The 17,699-nt window shown below is 39.5% G+C and carries 16 protein-coding genes; 10 read left to right on the top strand and 6 right to left on the bottom strand.

The genetic code is table 11. From position 1 onward, the window contains the following. The first annotated feature begins 114 nt into the window (after nt 1-114). Together I6F47_RS01565 and I6F47_RS20660 are read left to right on the top strand one after the other, a co-directional pair. Nucleotides 115-429 (top strand): hypothetical protein, encoded by a 315-nt coding sequence (locus I6F47_RS01565; RefSeq protein WP_231609134.1) that lies wholly within the window; start codon nt 115-117, stop codon nt 427-429. Between the two features lie 337 nt (nt 430-766). Further along, nucleotides 767-898, top strand: coding sequence for a hypothetical protein (locus I6F47_RS20660; protein ID WP_257983178.1), 132 nt, complete (start codon nt 767-769; stop codon nt 896-898). A 285-nt stretch (nt 899-1,183) separates the two neighbouring features. On the opposite strand, the gene I6F47_RS01560 is transcribed toward I6F47_RS20660, so the two are convergent. Then, entirely contained in the window at nt 1,184-2,560 is a 1,377-nt protein-coding gene (locus I6F47_RS01560) for an NAD-dependent succinate-semialdehyde dehydrogenase (RefSeq protein WP_197183199.1), read from the bottom strand. Nucleotides 2,561-2,778: 218 nt separating this feature from the next. Then, nucleotides 2,779-3,294 (bottom strand): NUDIX hydrolase, encoded by a 516-nt coding sequence (locus I6F47_RS01555; RefSeq protein ID WP_197183198.1) that lies wholly within the window; start codon nt 3,292-3,294, stop codon nt 2,779-2,781. Between the two features lie 233 nt (nt 3,295-3,527). On the opposite strand from I6F47_RS01555, the gene I6F47_RS01550 reads away from it, so the two are divergent. The 6 genes from I6F47_RS01550 (at nt 3,528) to I6F47_RS01525 (ending at nt 10,055) form a co-directional block, all read left to right on the top strand. Then, on the top strand, nt 3,528-4,868 hold the full coding sequence (locus I6F47_RS01550) for a sigma-54-dependent transcriptional regulator (protein ID WP_197183197.1): 1,341 nt from the start codon (nt 3,528-3,530) through the stop codon (nt 4,866-4,868). Between the two features lie 14 nt (nt 4,869-4,882). Then, nucleotides 4,883-5,092, top strand: coding sequence for a histidine kinase dimerization/phospho-acceptor domain-containing protein (locus tag I6F47_RS01545; protein ID WP_007581523.1), 210 nt, complete (start codon nt 4,883-4,885; stop codon nt 5,090-5,092). A 38-nt stretch (nt 5,093-5,130) separates the two neighbouring features. Further along, the gene (locus I6F47_RS01540; RefSeq protein ID WP_197183196.1) at nt 5,131-6,615 is read left to right on the top strand and encodes a sensor histidine kinase; all 1,485 of its coding nucleotides are present in this window, start codon (nt 5,131-5,133) and stop codon (nt 6,613-6,615) included. Then, nucleotides 6,616-7,077, top strand: a complete 462-nt coding sequence (locus tag I6F47_RS01535) for a response regulator (protein ID WP_002958089.1) — start codon at nt 6,616-6,618, stop codon at nt 7,075-7,077. A 10-nt stretch (nt 7,078-7,087) separates the two neighbouring features. Further along, complete coding sequence (locus I6F47_RS01530) at nt 7,088-9,055, top strand: hybrid sensor histidine kinase/response regulator (RefSeq protein ID WP_197183195.1); 1,968 nt, start codon at nt 7,088-7,090, stop codon at nt 9,053-9,055. Between the two features lie 379 nt (nt 9,056-9,434). Beyond that, nucleotides 9,435-10,055: a fumarylacetoacetate hydrolase family protein gene (locus I6F47_RS01525; protein ID WP_165721089.1), complete on the top strand. Its 621-nt coding sequence runs from the start codon at nt 9,435-9,437 to the stop codon at nt 10,053-10,055. Here the strand turns inward: I6F47_RS01525 and I6F47_RS01520 are convergent. From I6F47_RS01520 to I6F47_RS01510, 3 genes are all read right to left on the bottom strand, one after another. Then, the gene (locus I6F47_RS01520) at nt 10,006-10,929 is read right to left on the bottom strand and encodes an ABC transporter substrate-binding protein (protein ID WP_197183194.1); all 924 of its coding nucleotides are present in this window, start codon (nt 10,927-10,929) and stop codon (nt 10,006-10,008) included. The two genes, I6F47_RS01525 and I6F47_RS01520, sit on opposite strands and share 50 nt — an antisense overlap. A gap of 116 nt (nt 10,930-11,045) precedes the next feature. After that, nucleotides 11,046-12,098, bottom strand: coding sequence for an aldo/keto reductase (locus I6F47_RS01515; RefSeq protein WP_197183193.1), 1,053 nt, complete (start codon nt 12,096-12,098; stop codon nt 11,046-11,048). Between the two features lie 9 nt (nt 12,099-12,107). Next, a complete protein-coding gene (locus I6F47_RS01510; protein WP_010553137.1) occupies nt 12,108-12,542 on the bottom strand; it encodes an acyl-CoA thioesterase in 435 nt (144 codons plus the stop codon). A 683-nt stretch (nt 12,543-13,225) separates the two neighbouring features. Here I6F47_RS01510 and dinB point away from each other — a divergent pair. Together dinB and I6F47_RS01500 are read left to right on the top strand one after the other, a co-directional pair. Further along, nucleotides 13,226-14,278: a DNA polymerase IV gene (gene dinB / locus I6F47_RS01505; RefSeq protein ID WP_024590076.1), complete on the top strand. Its 1,053-nt coding sequence runs from the start codon at nt 13,226-13,228 to the stop codon at nt 14,276-14,278. Between the two features lie 129 nt (nt 14,279-14,407). Then, entirely contained in the window at nt 14,408-15,928 is a 1,521-nt protein-coding gene (locus I6F47_RS01500) for a M17 family metallopeptidase (RefSeq protein WP_197183192.1), read from the top strand. A 74-nt stretch (nt 15,929-16,002) separates the two neighbouring features. Here the strand turns inward: I6F47_RS01500 and I6F47_RS01495 are convergent, their stop codons facing one another. After that, nucleotides 16,003-17,640: a methyl-accepting chemotaxis protein gene (locus I6F47_RS01495; protein ID WP_197183191.1), complete on the bottom strand. Its 1,638-nt coding sequence runs from the start codon at nt 17,638-17,640 to the stop codon at nt 16,003-16,005. Nucleotides 17,641-17,699: the final 59 nt, after the last annotated feature.

Below are 17,699 nucleotides of genomic sequence, written 5' to 3'. Positions count from 1 at the left end.
AGTAAAGAGTGGTAAAGCTCTCAAAATAAGCGCTGGCAATTAACTTACCTTGTTTGTACTTTTTAGTCATTGAGAATAGCGTTAATACGTTCAAAACGTTGGATGTTCGATTATATGTTTGAGTTTTTTCGGCTTACTTTATTGGTTTTAGGTGCTATTCCTTTACTTGTATACCCATTTGCAGTTATCGCTAGTCTTATGGGCTTAGGAAGTAAGCCTAGTATTAATATTCCATTGTTTAATAGAATCATGAATAAATTTTTTCTATGGGGCGTTTTAATATATCCCATGGTGTTTTTTGGATGCTATTGGCTTAGCGATAATTTTATAGAATATGACCTTATATTGGCTTCTCTGCCCATGTTTTTTTTACTATTACTCTGGGGCAGTTTTCACTTTATGGATGCTCCAGCAAAATACGAAACGTAAAATGGGCACAAAGTTTATTGAAGTTGAAAAATATAAATCAGATAAACGAATTAACTCGATTATTATGCAATTTAGTTTATTCACTAAGCGTTCGATAGCTTTTCTAATACTAGGGCTTGAGAAAAAGCGCTTTGAGTACCTAGCTAAATATTACCTAATCATTCTCCATTCCTCATCAAACTTTCTCGTAAAATACCAAGAGCCAGCTGTAAGTAACGCTAGTAAGCGAAAAATAGTAATTGATGTAACACATCATGTAGGTTAGTTAGGTTTAAATGCTAGACAGTCCTCTCATGCACTTTGAGGGTTCCGAAATCTAATACATCCTTATGAGCAAATGGCTAGTAAAATGTACCCTGATGCAGATACATGTGATATTTCTTGGTTAGTTGTTCAGGCCGCAGTAAATGATTTAGCAAAGACATTAAAAACGACTGAACACTTGGTGGGTATGAGAGTTTACGATTAAACATAAAATTAGACCACGATATTTGTTCAACATTAAAGGCTACTTTTTAGCTTTTAGCTCCTCATATTCACATTAAAAGCGCGATGTAAAATCGCACCTACGAATATATCCAAAACTCGGTACTATCTCTTACTAAAAACTAAGTACTGTCTCCTGAAAACTACTTTCTAAAAGTCATAAAAAAGCCTAAAAGCGGTTACCCACTTTTAGGCTTAATAATTTTTGTATTTTAAACACGTATTAAAAATCTGTATTTAAAACACTTATTTCATTTATGCAGCTAAATTAGCTGGCGATCATAATGCTTTTAACATTAACAAATTCGCGCATACCAAAACCGCCGTGTTCTCTGCCGTAGCCACTGCCTTTAACGCCACCAAATGGTAGGTTAGGTTGTGCTAAACCGTAGCCGTTAATGTTGATCATGCCGGTGTCGAAGTACTTTTTAGCAAGCTCAATGGCTTTTTTCTCATCTTTTGAGAAAATACCACCGCCTAAACCGTAGCGAGAATCGTTGGCGATGCGCATAGCATCGTCGTTATCTTTCGCTTTAATAAGCGAAGCAACTGGACCAAATAGTTCGTCATCGTACGCAGGCATGCCAGGCGATAAGTTATCAAGTAGCGTTGGTGGGTAGTAGTAACCTGTTTGCGATGGTATTTCGCCACCCGTTACTATGTTTGCACCTGCTTTAACTGATTCCATTACTTGGTCGTGAATGCCGTCGCGTAAATCTTCACGAGCCATTGGGCCTAAGTCTGTGCCATCTGCCATTGGGTCGCCCATTTTCATGGCTTCGAACTGCTCTTTAATTTGTGCTTTAAAGTCATCGTAAAGTGACTCAACAACAACATAACGTTTAGCTGAAACACACGTTTCGCCGTTATTGATCATGCGACCTGTTACACAGGTTTTAACTGCAAGCTCTAAATCAGCGTCATCGAGTACTAAGTATGCATCGTTGCTACCCAGTTCTAACACTGTTTTTTTAGCGTGTTTACCCGCTTCTGCAGCTACTTTTTTACCTGTGGCATCACTACCCGTAAAGGTTACGCCGCTAATTGCTTTGTGCGCAATGAGTGAGCTGGCGGTTTTACCGTCGATGAGTAAGTTGCTGAAACAGTACTCTGGGAAACCGGCTTGTTTAAATAGCTCTTCAATTTTTTCAGCCATGCCAAATACGTTACCAGCATGTTTTAATACGGTTGTGTTACCCGCCATTATGTTGGCAGCACTGTAGCGAATTACCTGATAAAGCGGGAAGTTCCACGGTTGAATACCTAACAGTACACCTGTTGGTTGGTAGCTGATAATTGCACGGCCGCCGTCCATATCACGTTCTTCGTCAGCAAGTACTTGTGGGCCTTGTTCGGCTGTGTAACGACAAATTCCTACACATAGTTCAACTTCTTGAAAGCCTTGCTCGTATACTTTACCCATTTCTTCGGTCATGAGTTTTGCGATAGATTCTTTTTGCTCTTCGAAAAGTGAGGCTAACTTATTAAGATATCTCGCACGTTCAGTGAACGACGTTAAGCGCCATTTTAAATATGTTTCGTGAGATTTTTCGATTACCTGTTCTGCTTCTTTTTGAGAAAGTAGCGTGTAGGTTTCAATGGTTTGCTCAGTTGCCGGATTAATCGTTTTAACTGTGTTACTCATTTCTATCTCCTTACAAATTAATTATCTATAAGGGTGCAAAACGAAAGCCAATATCAAAAAAACAGTGTTAATTAATCTCAAGCTATTGAAATATAGTATCTATTTTGGGTTTTTTATTCTGCTAATAACTTTTTACTACTATGAATATATTATCCAAAGCAGTAAAAAGTTCTGATTGATGCAAAATTTACAAGGTTGACTGCTCATGCTTATTCAACTTATAGAAGTTCTTTAGCAATGCGCTTTAGTAGGTAGGTTTCTCGTAAAATGGAGAGTCCTTGTTTTTCACTATTAGCAAGTGTGCGCTCGTTATGTGCAATTGCGTCGTTAATATCAACCCATTTAGCGGTCATGCCATTTTGCTGCTCATAATGCTCTAACTGTGCTTTGCCAAACTCGTCGGCAATATTACATACAAAGCAATACGATTTAATATGAATAATATCAAAGTCGTCTTTATACCAAGGGCGATATTCTTCATAGAGTCCAAAGGCTTTAACAACACTTATTTTTTGTGCACCGGTTTCTTCGCTTAGTTCGCGAATTAAGCCTTGTTCAATATTTTCGCCTTCATCTATTCCACCACCAGGTAAACTGTAGTCTTCATAGCGGTTTGTATACATTAAAAGTATTTTATTATTTTTAATAACAATGGCGCGAGCCGTTAAACGGGTAAATTGACTGCCTTGGTCAATATTAATACCTGAATGTATTAAGGTTTTTAATTGCTGCATTTCGTCTCCTTTTTTAGGTTTTTAATGATAACAGTTGCTACCATTCTATAAATAGAAACGATTTTAATTATTTTTCGTAATTTGTGATCGTTTTTTTTAAGCATACGTAAATGTTAGGTTGGTAAAATAGATAGTATTGGATTACTTAACTATTTAAGTAATTAGATTCTAGGTGCGCCTTTAAATTAATATTTAGGATGCGTAGAATAAGAAAAAAAGCATAGGGATTTATCATGTTAGACATACTTTTAGTAGACGATGACGTCGAGTTTAGTGACGTTGTATGCCACATAGTCGAATTCCTCGGCCACAATATAAGCACCGCCACCAGTTTAAAAGAAGCACATCAATGGTTTGAAAATAATACCTTTGACCATGTGCTGCTTGATTTTATGTTACCTGATGGTAGCGGTTTGCACTTACTTGATCACCTAAAAACGATTGGGCAATCTCCAAAAATTACACTTATATCGGGTCATCCTTCAGTTAAAGGCATTTTAGCTGAGATGTGTGAGCCAAATGTAGGGCATTTATTAAAGCCATTACAACGCGAAGATTTAGAACTGGTTTTAAATGGCCCTAAAAAAGCAGTTAAAAAAGCAAAGTCGGGCGGTATAACGCGTCACTTTGGTGGTTTAATTGGCGAATCAGAAGTAATGCACAAGCTTTACAATATGATTGAACGCGTTGCTAAAACAAATGCCAATGTAATGTTGATGGGTGAAAGTGGTGCAGGTAAAGAAGTTGTAGCTCAAGCTATTCATAACGCAAGCCAGTGCGAAGGCCCGTTAGTGGCGAGCAACTGTGGTGCGCTTTCAAAAGAATTAATAGGTAGTGAATTATTTGGCCATGAAAAAGGCGCCTTTACCGGCGCTATAGCCCGCAAAGAAGGGGTATTTGAGCAATCAAATAACGGTACTTTGTTTTTAGATGAAGTGACCGAAATGCCAATTGATATGCAGCCAAATTTACTGCGAGTGCTTGAAACTAAAAAAGTAACACGCGTGGGTGGTAACAGAGAAATACCAACCAATTGTCGCGTTATTTCGGCTACTAACCGCTCGCTTACTGATTTAGCGCAAAATAATATTATTCGTGAAGATATTTACTTTAGGTTGGCTGTTTTCCCTATTGATATACCGCCACTACGCGACAGAAAAGAAGATATTCCTTTATTAGCTAAAGCCTTTTTAGATCAACTTAATGATGAAAACGGTACCCCATTTAGTTGGACGCCAGCGCAGCTCAAAGAGTTACAAAGCTATGAATGGCCAGGTAATGTGCGAGAGCTTCGCCACGCTATACACCGTGCATTTATTATGAGCGATCCGCAAACCAGCGATATTACTCTACCTGATAACTTAGAGTCGCCTTTTTCGCGCGTTAATAATCAAGCGGCCGAAAAGCCAGTATCAGCAGGACAAACCATTGAAGAAGTTGAAAAAGAACTTATTCATGCAACGCTTGATAAGGTGCAAGGTAATAAAACGCTTGCTGCACAAATGCTGGGTATTAGCACCAAAACACTTTATAACCGCCTTAATGCATATGGCGGTATTGGCGAATATAAATAGATTTGAGGAAGGGCATGACATCCGATAACCAAACAGAGCAACTAAATAAATTAGTACACGATGCAAGAGCGCCGCTTAATCGTATATCGATGAATGCAGAGCTTATTAAGTTGGTACTTGAAAACGATATGCCAAAAGAAAAAGCGCTAGATGCACTTGATAAAATTATTAACAATTGCCAACAGTGTAGTGAAAGTTTACAAAAAATAACTGACTCTCAATAAATAGTAAGTGTTGTACAAACTCTAATTCGGGAAGCTAAATGAGCAAGCAAAAACAGCAAGGTAAAGCGAATGTTACTTGGGCAGCTTTTATAGTTGTTGTGTTAAGTATTATTGTAGGTAACGCAGTTTTAGCATTGAATACGATTCAAGGTTTAACGCAAACCCAAAAGAGTTTAGATAACACTAATATGCTGACAACGGCAATTGAGCAACTGCATTTATCAATAGTGCAAGCTGAGTCTGGTCAGCGCGGTTATTTATTAACAGAAGAGACTGACTATTTAACGCCTTATTACGATGCTATTGGACAAATTGAAGCTCAAACAAATCATGTTAAGTCACTACACTCTGAGATTGACGGCCAAGCTGAGCGCATTGCTCAGTTGTTAGTACTAGTTGATAGCAAAATTAAAGAGCTGAAGCAAACTGTAAACCTAGCACTTGATGATAGAGAAAGACGTGCAATTTATGTGTTAAATACACATAAAGGTCGGGAGCTTTATAAGCAAATTAGAGAGTATGTTAATGAAATTCAAGACCGTGAATTACTCTTTAAAGTGAGCCATTTTTCAAAGTTAGCGCAAATTAAGAATGAAGCTAAAATCACGTTTGCTATTACAGCAATCACAAGCTTATTACTTATTATTGGTATGTTTGTAATGACACGTCTTAATTTAAGAAATGCAGCTAAGTATCGTTTTGAGCTTGAAAAACAAAACGAGACTTTAGCAACTAAAGTGTCTGAGCGTACGCAAGAATTAACTTTGTACTCTGAGGAATTAGGTCGCAGTAACCGAGAGCTTGAGGAGTTTGCTTTTGTTGCAAGCCATGACTTACAAGAGCCTCTTAGGAAAATTCAGGCATTTAGTGACCGACTCGAAACTATGTTTAAAGATGAGCTTGGTGAAAAGGGTATTGATTATATTGGACGTATGAAAAATGCGGCGCAACGCATGTCTAATTTAATAAACGACTTACTAGAGTTTTCACGTATTACTACACGCGGTAAAGATTTTGATGATACAAATTTAAACGACGTTGTAACCGGTATACTCAGTGATTTAGAAATTGCCATAGGCGAGTCTAATACACAAGTTGATGTAGAGGATTTACCAGTTATTCAGGCTGATAAAAGCCAAATGCAGCAGTTGTTTTTAAACTTGTTGTCGAATGCTGTTAAATTTAGACGCCCAGATGTAAGTCCACATATAAAAATTAGTTACCAGCATGAAGACATTTTTAGCGAGGATCATAATGCTAATTTAAGCTTTCAAGTTATTACTATAGAAGATAACGGTATTGGTTTTTCACAAGACTATGCCGATAAAATATTTGTACCGTTTCAACGTTTGCACGGTCGCTCACAATATAAAGGCACAGGTATTGGTCTTTCTGTATGTAGGCGTATTGTGGAGCGCCACGGCGGAACAATTACAGCAATAAGTAAAGACGGTGAAGGTGCAACCTTCATTATAAAACTACCTGTGGAAGCTGCGCTTTTCACATTGCAAGGAGAGGCTTAAATGCCCTATTCAAAAGTAAAACCGATTACTATTTTAATGGCAGACGATGATGAAGATGATCGTTTGTTAACACAAGATGCCCTTGCCGAAAGCCGTGTACTTAACGAGCTTCATTTTGTAGAAGACGGCGTTGAGTTACTTGAATATTTAGAACGTAAAGGTAAGTTTGAAGATAAAACAGTGTCGCCGCGACCAGGATTAATATTACTTGATCTAAATATGCCAAGAATGGATGGCCGTGAAGCGCTTGAAGCTATAAAAGGGAACCCTAATTTAAAGGGAATTCCGGTCGTTATTTTAACTACATCTAAGCAAGAAGAAGATATGGTTAAAGGGTATAACTTAGGTGCTGCATCTTATATTACAAAACCAGTGACGTTTGATGGTTTGGTTGATTTGATGAAAACGCTAGGAAAATACTGGGTAGAGTTTGTAGAGCTACCGACAACATTTAACGATTAATGGAGATTGTATGTTAGATAAAGTGACTCAGTTGCTGCTTGTAGAGGACGATGAAGATGATTATATACTCACCTGCGACTATCTGGACCAATTGGATTCACACACGTTTAACATTCAATGGATAAGCTCCCCAGAGCAGGCAATTGCAACGCTTAGTAAAAATGAGCACGACATTTGCTTGCTTGATTACCGCTTGGGTGCATCTAATGGTTTAGATGTATTAAAAGAGGCCATTGCGAATGGCTTTAGCGGCCCAATTATTATGCTTACCGGGCAGTCAAACGATGAGTTAGACTCGGCAGCGCTTGACGCCGGTGCAGTAGATTACTTAATAAAAACAGAAATGAGTTCGAGCCGTTTTGCACGTGCTATTCGTTATGCACTTGCTCGTAAAGATGTTGAAGGCGAGCGAGTTGAACGTTTAAAAGCCGAAGCTGAAAATCGTTCAAAAGACCGCTTTTTAGCTCATTTGAGCCATGAATTAAGAACCCCTCTATCATCTATTTTAGGTTACACCGAATTATTAATGCAGAGCGACTTTAGTCAGCAAGCAGAAAATGAATTGGGTGTTATTTATCGAAATGGTAAACATTTATTGAGCTTATTAAACGACGTGCTCGATTTATCTAAAATAGCGGCCGATAAACTCGAACTGACCTTAAGCGAAGTTAACCTTGATAGCATGCTTGCCGATGTATACACCTTAATGCGTGTATCGGTGCTTGATAAAGGGCTTACGCTTCTTTTTGAATCTCAACAGCCACTGCCCTTAGTTGCACGACTGGATGCAACAAGGGTTCGCCAAATTTTAATAAACTTAATAAACAATGCGGTTAAATTTACCGATAAAGGCGAAATTGTTGTTAATGCGTGGACGCAGTGGGTTGATGATCATGAAATGCTATTTTTTAGCATTAAAGACTCAGGCATGGGCATTGCCCCTGAAAAACAAGAACTAATATTCAAGCCATTTGAACAAATAGCTGATGTAGAATCACGCTCTGTAGGTGGCGCAGGCTTAGGCTTGGCAATATGTGCTGAATTGTTAGCACGTATGCACGGTGATATTAGTTTGCATTCTGAAATTGGCAAAGGCTCTACGTTTACTATTTCGGTTTACCCAGGTGATATTAGCGAAGTAGAACGACAGGTACTTAATTTTAGCAGTGCGCCGCAACTACAAAGTAAATCGGCTCCATGTAAAGTGCATGGGCGAGTATTAGTAGTTGATGATTTACGTGATTTACGCATGCTAGTTGGTCATATGATCAGTACCTGTGGTGCGCGCGTCGATTATGCCGAACATGGCCAACAAGCGCTTGAAAAGGTGCGTATTGCAGATGCGTATAAAGCGCCTTACGACATTATTTTTATTGATATTCATATGCCTGTAATGGGCGGCAAGGAAGCTACCATAGAGCTTAGAAAAATGGGTTACAAAGGCCCAATAATCGCGCTCACTGCCGCTACTATGAAAGGCATACATGAGGAGCTTGCTGCACTTGGCTTTAACGATGTAATACCAAAACCTGTTGATAGCGCGGCTTTATATCAATGTTTGCAAGATTATTTGGTAGCGCCAGAGCATGCACCGCAAGCTAAAGATATAAATTGTAGTAAGGGCTTAACCGAGAAAAAGCAGCGCTTTTTACTTGTTGAGGACGATCACGATGCAGCGCAAATTACGCAGCTACTTTTAGAAAGCTTAGGTGTTGAAACGGTCATTGCGTCTAGCTGCGCACAATGTTTGCAAATACTTAATCACGACCAGCAATTTAATAAGGTATTGTTAGACATGCATTTACCCGATGGGCGTGGCATTGATTTAGGCCAGCAAGTTAATGAGCGATATCCAGAGCTACGCTTGGTGATTGTAAGTGGCGCAGAGCCAGACCCTAGAGAAATAAAAGATTTAAATATTGACCGAGTTTTACTTAAACCTATTAATTTGAGCTTACTTGAAACGCTTATTAGCTAGGGCCTGTTTATCTTTCGAGGTTAAATTTGCAGCAGTATGTTTGGTATTTAGGCAAGGCAGAGCCTATGTAGTGTGGTTATTCCCCATAAATAGGCGATAACGTAGCACAAATGCCAAACATGCGCTGCCAGAAGGGTTCTGCCCAGGGGCTATTTACTCTTTGTTGCCTACATGGATTTAGGTAAGGGGCGTGAGCAGGACGCGGAAGCTTTACTCGGTTTTTACTTATTCTTACGTGGATGTAAGTCAGTAGAATAACGCAGGAGCAGTTATCGAGCCCACTAGGTTACAAACCTCGCGCCGCGATTAAATAGCCCCTAGATTGAACGAATTTTAATCCTGAAAGGTCAACAGGTCCAATAACTGAGACATTATTTATATGCATTCAATAAAGTTAGTATCTGAAGAATTAACACCATCAAAAGTAGTGTGTGTTGGCCGTAATTATACAGCACACATTGCAGAGCTAAATAACGAAACGCCAGATCAAATGGTGTTATTTAATAAGCCAAATAGCGCAATTACTAACACGTTATTTGCAGCTCACAACGGCGATACGTTGCATTATGAAACCGAGCTATGTTTTGTAGTTAAAAATAAAAAATTTGTAGGTGTTGGACTCGGCCTTGATTTAACTAAGCGTACTGTGCAAAGTAAATTAAAAAATAAAGGACTTCCATGGGAGCGCGCTAAAGCGTTCGACGGCTCTGTAATTTTAACTGATTTTGTAGCGCTAACTGATGCAATGAAGCACTTTACCTTTGAACTTAAAATTAATAATAAAGTAGTTCAGCAAGGCGATACTCATTTTATGCTGCATAATCCGGACTCAATTTTACAAGAAATTAGTGAATTTATGAGCTTAGAAGATGGTGACGTAGTAATGACAGGCACACCGTCGGGCGTAGGCGAGGTAACACCTAAAAGTATTTTTGCTGTGGCACTTTATGCTAATGATCAGTGCTTGCTTGAGCATCAGTGGCAAGTAAGTAAAAATTAATAACTTGCTGTTGGTAGTGTTGATCAAAGTCGGCAAAGGTAGTTTTAAGCCAATTATGCTGACTTTGTTGATACTCAGGCGATTGTAGTACATTGTTTTTTAGTGCGCGGTTAATTTTTTTAAGCGCTTGCTGTGCAAAATTATTAGGTGCGTTAGCCGCACAACCTATTGCTCCTCGTATAAATTGAATGTCATTTTCTTCTATTGGTACACTCTCTATATTCGTATATTCTCCTTGTTTATTAAAGTAATCGGCCATAAACGGGTAATCAATTGAGTAGTCTAAAAAGCCGTGACTCAAGCGTGCTATAACAGCCTGACTTTCATTTTCGCTACTCCAACTTAACGACGACTCTTTATCTCGTTTTGTATTTTCAATAATTGTATTAATTTTAGTTGTAAATTTACGTGCAGCAGCTTGCCCGTATACGTATTGCGGGTCGGTTAATAAATTAATAAGGTGAATAGGCGAGCCGTGCTTTTCTTCTAATTTGGGCTTTAGCTCTTTAGTCGTGATAATTGAAAATGGGGGATATACCGTTGTTGGATTTGAGTAGTTAAGTTGTTGGTTATTATTTTTTTTATAAATAACACACGGAAAACATACATTTTTTCCTTCATTTAAATATTTATTTATACGCTGCTGAGGAACAATTAAGCGGGTATGTTTTACATCTTTTATTGTTCTAATGAGTTGCTCGGTTAGGTTGTCGCAAATTCCGCCTTGTGGTGCGCTTTCACTTTTAGCTATATGAAAAGGGGGCGTGTAACTTTGCAGCCAAATAATTTCTTCTAGAGGCTGTACTCTTTGCTCAACGGCGTGCGCGTTAAATACAATTAATAAGCAAAATGCATAGTATCCGTTTTTCAGCATTGATAAGTGTTCGTTGAATTAAGAAAACTTAATAAAAGTATAGTGTTGGTTGTAGTAGGGTCAAATATTTTAGTTAAAAAGCAACCTCATTCAAGGCTGCTTTAACTCATACATGCTTAATAAGGCATAGGATAGTTTTTAAATATAGTGTTAATCTCACTAAGAATTTCGTCGTTTAACGTGATGTTAAATGCATCAATATCTTCTTTTAATTGGGCTATGCTTGTTGCACCAATAATTGAAGAGGTTACGCCATCTACTTGGTTACACCATGCGAGTGCTAGTTGTGCTGGAGTAATATTGTTTGCATGAGCCAGCTCAACATACTGCTTAGTGGCTTGCTCTGCATTGGGTGTATCTCTAAAAATACCGTTGCGCTGCATGAAGGTCCAACGAGATCCTTCAGGACGAGCACCGTTTAGGTATTTACCCGTTAATAAACCGGCTGCTAAGGGCGACCACGGTAAGTAGGCAATATCTTCGTGTACACATTGTTCTATTAAATACGGCCAGTCTTTAGCGTGCGCTAAGCTAAACTCATTTTGAATAGATACCATGCGCGGTAAGTTATGCTCTTTGGCCAAACTTAAAAACTGGCTTATACCCCATGGCGTATCGTCAGATAAACCGCAGTGCTTAATTTTACCTGCTTTAACACATTCATTAAGGCCTTCTAGAATATCAAGCATACTAGCTTGCTGCTCTTGTGTATTTACGTCGGTAAATTTAAGAGTGCCGGGCCACTGTCTGCCAAAGTGCGGGGTAGAGCGGTTTGGCCAATGCAGCTGATATAAATCAATATAGTCGGATTTAAGGCGCTTAAGTGAATCGTCTACGGCTTCTATTACCGTTTGGCGCGTAATATTGCCACCATCACGTACCCACGATAATCCATTGCCTGCAATTTTTGTAGCAAGTACCACATCGCTGCGCTTTTGCTGATTACGCGATAGCCAATCGCCAATAATTTCCTCAGTTTTACCATAGGTCTCTGGAGAGGGCGGTACCGCATACATTTCGGCTGTATCAATAAAGTTTACGCCTTGCTCTAACGCGTAGGCTATTTGTTCATCAGCATCGCTTTGAGTATTTTGTTTACCCCAAGTCATACTGCCTAAACATACTCTTGAAACGTTAATACCACTGCTGCCAAGTGGGCTGTATTGCATGAGAATTCCTTATTGCTCGTCTTGAGAGTAGCTAACTAACGCCGATAAAAGAGGCTCTGCAATGAGGGCTTTTTGGCCTGTTTCAAAATCAAACATAACCACTTTTGAAGTGCCTGTTGTTGTTATAGCGTTTTGTGCGTGACTAAATACGGTGTAATTCATAACAAATCGGTCTGTTTTTATATCAGAAATAGTAACACCGACTGTAAGCGTATCTGGGAATGTAACTGGGCGTTTATAACGAATGTTATTTTCGCTTATTACCGGGCCCACGCCATTAGGGCTTATTGTATCGAACAGATTTATTTTATTTAAGAAGTCGATTCGGGCTATTTCAAAGTAACGTAAATACACTACATTATTTACGTGTTGTAGTGCATCCATATCAGCCCACGCTACGGTGATGTCGGTATGGATAGGGTGCTGATCTTTAAACGTTTGCATTATTTATTGGCCCTTAATTTTAAAGTACTTAGATTATCAACATGGGGTTACGAGCTCAAGGTAATTAATGGCATGTTTTTTTATAAGATGATTGTACCTATTTAATTTTAGGTCTACAGTTAAATTACACAGACAAACACAGAAAACACACAGAGGTAGAAATATGCAGAACATAATTAATTGGTCCTTAGCTTGTTTGGTTTTTATAGCTTCTTTTACCTGTTACGCAATGGGTAACGAATCAGGCGCTATTATTTTAATGTTAGCGGGGTTTTTTTTCGAGGTTATGTTTTGGTTGCGCGGTTATAAAGAGCAAGAAAGTAATAAGCGCTTTTTTTAATCGCTAACTAGGGCCTGTTGACCTTTCAGGATTAAAATTTGTTCAATCTAGGGGCTATTTAATCGCGGCGCGAGGTTTGTGACCTAGTGGGCTAAGTAAAAACCGAGCAACAAAGAGTAAATTGCCCCTAGGCAGAACCCTTCGGGCAGCGTATGTTTGGCATTTGTGCTACGTTATCGCCTATTTATGGGGAATAACCACACTACATAGGCTCTGCCTTGCCTAAATACCAAACATACTGCTGCAAATTTAACCTCGAAAGATAAACAGGCCCTAGGCTTGCTTATCACATTTGATTCTATAATAATGACTGTATAAATAACCAGTTATTGTTGTTGTGGTGATGAAGAAGTTTATTCACATAGACATGGATTGCTTTTATGCAGCAGTAGAAATGCGAGATAATCCAAAACTTGCATGTGTACCGCTTGCTATTGGAGGCAATAGCCGACGAGGCGTGCTCTCAACCGCTAACTATATAGCTAGAGAATATGGCGTGCGATCGGCTATGTCGAACTATCATGCTAAACAATTATGCCCCGATTTAGTTATTGTCCCAGGGCGCATGGCTGTATACAAAGAAGCTTCAAATCAAATACGTGAAGTATTTAGCCGCTACACAGATTTAGTTGAACCTCTTTCTTTAGACGAAGCCTACCTAGATGTAACAGACAGCACCGCTTGTAAAGGCAGTGCTACACTTATTGCACAGCAAATAAGAGCCGATATTTACAATGCCACCGGGCTCACTGCATCAGCAGGCATTGCACCGATTAAATTTATTGCCAAAATAGCCAGCGACGAAAAAAAACCGAATGGTCAATTTGTCGTTTTGCCTCATGAGGTTGATGACTTTTTAGCGCAATTACCGCTGGGGAAAATTCCGGGGGTGGGTAAAGTAACGCTCGAAAAGCTAAATTTAAAAGGCTTATATACCGGCAAGGATGTACGTGAAAAAGGCGTTAACTGGATGCAGCAACATGTGGGTAATTTTGGTGTGTCGCTTTATCAAAAATGTGCAGGTGAATATGTTGGTAAAGTATCAACAGATCGCATCAGAAAGTCGCTGAGTGTTGAGCATACCTACGAATACAACAAAACAAGTTTGCAAGAGTGCTTAGATGAGCTGCCAAAATTGTTAGACGAATTAGTTTTAAGGCTTAATAAACAGCAATTACAAAACCGTATTAATAAGCTGAGTGTTAAAGTGAAGTTTGCAAATTTTGTAGTGACCTCAGCCGATCAGGCATACCACGAGCTAAACACAGAAATATTTATTCAACTCCTTACTAAGGCCTACCAACGAGGGCTACAACAACCTGTAAGATTACTTGGCATAGGCGTTGGTATTAAAAGCGAGCCAGAACAAAACTTTCAACTTAGTATTCTCGATTAAGCTGTAAAGCCTGTAACTCCAAGTTGCCATTTATTGGCAGGTTGTATAATTAGCCCATCGCACCTTGCTGGTCTTCAATATTTAAATCGACGATAATAGGGGCTTATGTTTTCTAACAGGACTTTATTTATGGCATACCCTCAAGCGGCTAGTGCAAGCCTTGAATGCACATCTCATGATGCGCTTATTATTATTAGTGATGACTTTTCTCTATTACCAAATAACTCATTACGTGATGCTATTTTAGACCAAGCAAAAGTTGATTCTCGTATTGGTAAACAAGTTACTTTATTATTGATTGAAAACAAACGCGTTGTACTTGCGCCAACGGGTCCGTTAAATAGAGATTACGACGATGTTCGCCGTTATTTTGATGCTGCTAAATTAGCGATTAACGAAGCAAAAGCGTCGGGTAGTGTTAACCCTGCATTATTTTTACCAAATTTAAATGGCGATAGCCGTTATCAGCATGCTTTAGAAGTTGCTTATTTAGGCGCTTGCCAGGCCTTATGGCAGCCATTAGAAGCGCGTGAATATCACGGTGAAAGTATTGAACCTATTACTCAAATTGGTTTAGTTGGCGCAAGCGAGCAAACAATTAAAGCTGTTAATGCGATTGCTGCAGGCCAATATGCCGCGCGTGACTTATGTGGCACTGAACCTGAGCGTATGGCTCCACCACGTTTTGCTGATTACTGCGTTGATTTATTTAAAGGCTCAAGCATTGCAGTTGACGTAATTGATGATATTGCAGCTATTGATAAAAACTACCCAATGCTAAGCACTGTTGCTCGTGCATCGTATGCAGTTGAGCGCCATCACCCACGTGTTGTTAAGCTTGAATATGTACCAGAGGGCGAAATTACTCGCACACTTATGTTTGTAGGTAAGGGTCTTGTATACGATACAGGCGGTGCAGATTTAAAAGTAGGTGGCCATATGGCAGGCATGAGCCGTGATAAAGGTGGCGCAGCTTCTGTTGCGGGCTTTATGAAAGCCGTTGCGGATTATCAGCCTAAAGGCGTTAAAGTGGTATCGTACTTAGCCGTTGTTCGTAACTCTATTGGCTCGGATTGTTTTGTGCCAGATGAAATTATTACTAGCCGCGAAGGTATCCGTGTACGTATTGGTAATACCGATGCAGAAGGGCGCTTAGCAATGGGCGACCTGCTTAGCGAAATGAAAGATTTAGCTAAAGGCGAAATAAACCCAACGTTATTTACTGTAGCTACATTAACGGGTCACGCGGCACGTGCAATGGGTCCTTACGGTGCGTATGTTGAAAATGGTCCAGCTCGTAGCGCTGGTGTTTCACGTCAAATAGCTGACCTTGGAGATTTGTGGGCCGATGGCGCAGAAGTATCGCGTTCTCGCCGTGAAGATTACGACTTTATTAAACCACGCACGCTAGCTGACGATGTACTCTCGAGTAATAACGCAGCATCTGCTGTTACTGCGCGTGGACATCAGTTCCCTATGGCGTTTATGGCTATTGTTGGTGGGCTTGATAAGCACGGTAACGACTCTGCACAACCTTTGCCTTATGTGCATATGGACATTGCTGGAAGCGGTGTTGAAGGCGGTGATTGGCAGCATGGCAAGCCAACGGCTGCATCAGTAACGAGCTTGTTTGCACGTTACTGTTTGTAAGCTAAAAACCTACATGCAATAAAAAAGCCCTGTTAATTCAGGGCTTTTGCATTTTATGATAACGGTATGGGCTATTAATCTAATTTAAAACGATTAACTACGCTCGAAAGCTCTAGGCTACTTTGTTTAAGATTATCACTGGCATCGGTAAGCTGTTTAGTATTATTTAATGATTGCTCAGTTGATTGAGATAGCTCATTAATACGCAAATTAACCTCGTCGGCAGCTTGAGTTTGTTGCTCTGTGGCGCGTGCTATCTGGCTGTTCATTTCGGTAATAATTGAAACAAGTCGTTCTATTTCATTAAGTGAAGTATTGGCCGATGACGCCTGATCTACGGTAGAAACTGAAAGTGCTTGGCTTGATTTAACAGCTTCTACTGCTGCTTTTGCACCTTCTTGAAGTTTAGTGATCATGGTTTGAATTTCGTCGGTACTTTGCCCTGTACGACTGGCCAGTGTTCTTACTTCATCTGCAACAACAGCAAATCCTCGGCCATGCTCTCCTGCGCGAGCAGCCTCAATGGCAGCGTTTAATGCCAGTAAGTTTGTTTGCTCCGATATGCTTCTTATTACATCAAGTACAGAGCCTATATTATGGCTCTCGTTGGCTAAATCTTCTGTTACACGGCTGACTGTTTCTATGTTGCTTGAGAGTGTTTCTATTGCTGTAATTGTTTGCGCAACTACATTTTTACCCGTTGATGCGTTTTGTGCTGCATCCTTAGCTGCTTGCTCTGCGGCTTCGGCGTTACGGCTTACATCATGTATTTGGTGAGTCATTTGCTCCATGGCAGCTGCAACTTGGGTTGAGCTATCGTTTTGAAGCTCAATAAACGAGTGGCTTGTTCTACTTGAATCATCAACTGTATGCGCATGCTCGCTTACATCGTTTGCACTTTGTGATACATGAACAAGAGACTCTCGCATTTTTAAAACAAATAAATTAAATGAGTGTGATAGTTCAGATATTTCATCGTTACCGGATTCATTTAATGTACGAGTTAAATCGCCTTCACCTTGTGAAATATCTTTCATCATATCAGCTGCTAAACGAGTAGGTATTAAAATGCTCTTGCCTATAAAGTAACTAAGTAAAATAACAGCAATAATCATAATTGTTGCACTGACGACTATTAGATTACGTTGCTCGCTAAATGCTTCGTCAATTGAATCAAGATAAACACCTGAGCCAATAATCCATTGCCATTGATTAAAACCTTTAACAAATGCGATTTTTTCAACTGGTTTTTCTTTACCTGGTTTTGGCCATTTATAAGGAATAAATCCCTCGCCAGAGCGTTTAACTATATTAACCATATCAACAAACAATGCTTTGCCGTCAGGGTCTTTATTATTGGTTAAATCTTTTCCTTCAAGCGCAGGTTTTATAGGATGCATAACCATTTTTGGCTGGTAATTGTTAATCCAAAAGTAATTGGTTTTGTCGTAGCGCAGAGCTCTTATTGCATTAAGTGCTTGCGATTGAGCTTGTTGTTGAGTGAGAGTATTATTTTGCTCAAGGTCATAAAAGTGCTCGATTATACTGTACGCAGTTTCTACTACATTTTGTGTTTTAAGGTACTGCTCGTTTTTAAGAGAGCTATATTGGTGAGTTAGGCTGGCTACACTAAGCGCTATAAGCCCAAATACAACAATAGCTATGAGCAGCGAGAAACGTTGGAATATACTAAAACTACGTAGACTAGGCATACATTTATCCTCAAAAAGTGTGCGCTTTAGCGCATAGAATAAGCGTAGCTAAAAAAAGA

This window comes from Pseudoalteromonas sp. NZS37, from assembly GCF_015864265.1.
GTDB classification, from domain to species: domain Bacteria; phylum Pseudomonadota; class Gammaproteobacteria; order Enterobacterales; family Alteromonadaceae; genus Pseudoalteromonas; species Pseudoalteromonas arctica.
Note: the sequence above shows the minus strand (reverse complement) of the source record. Positions and strands in the feature narration are given on the sequence as shown.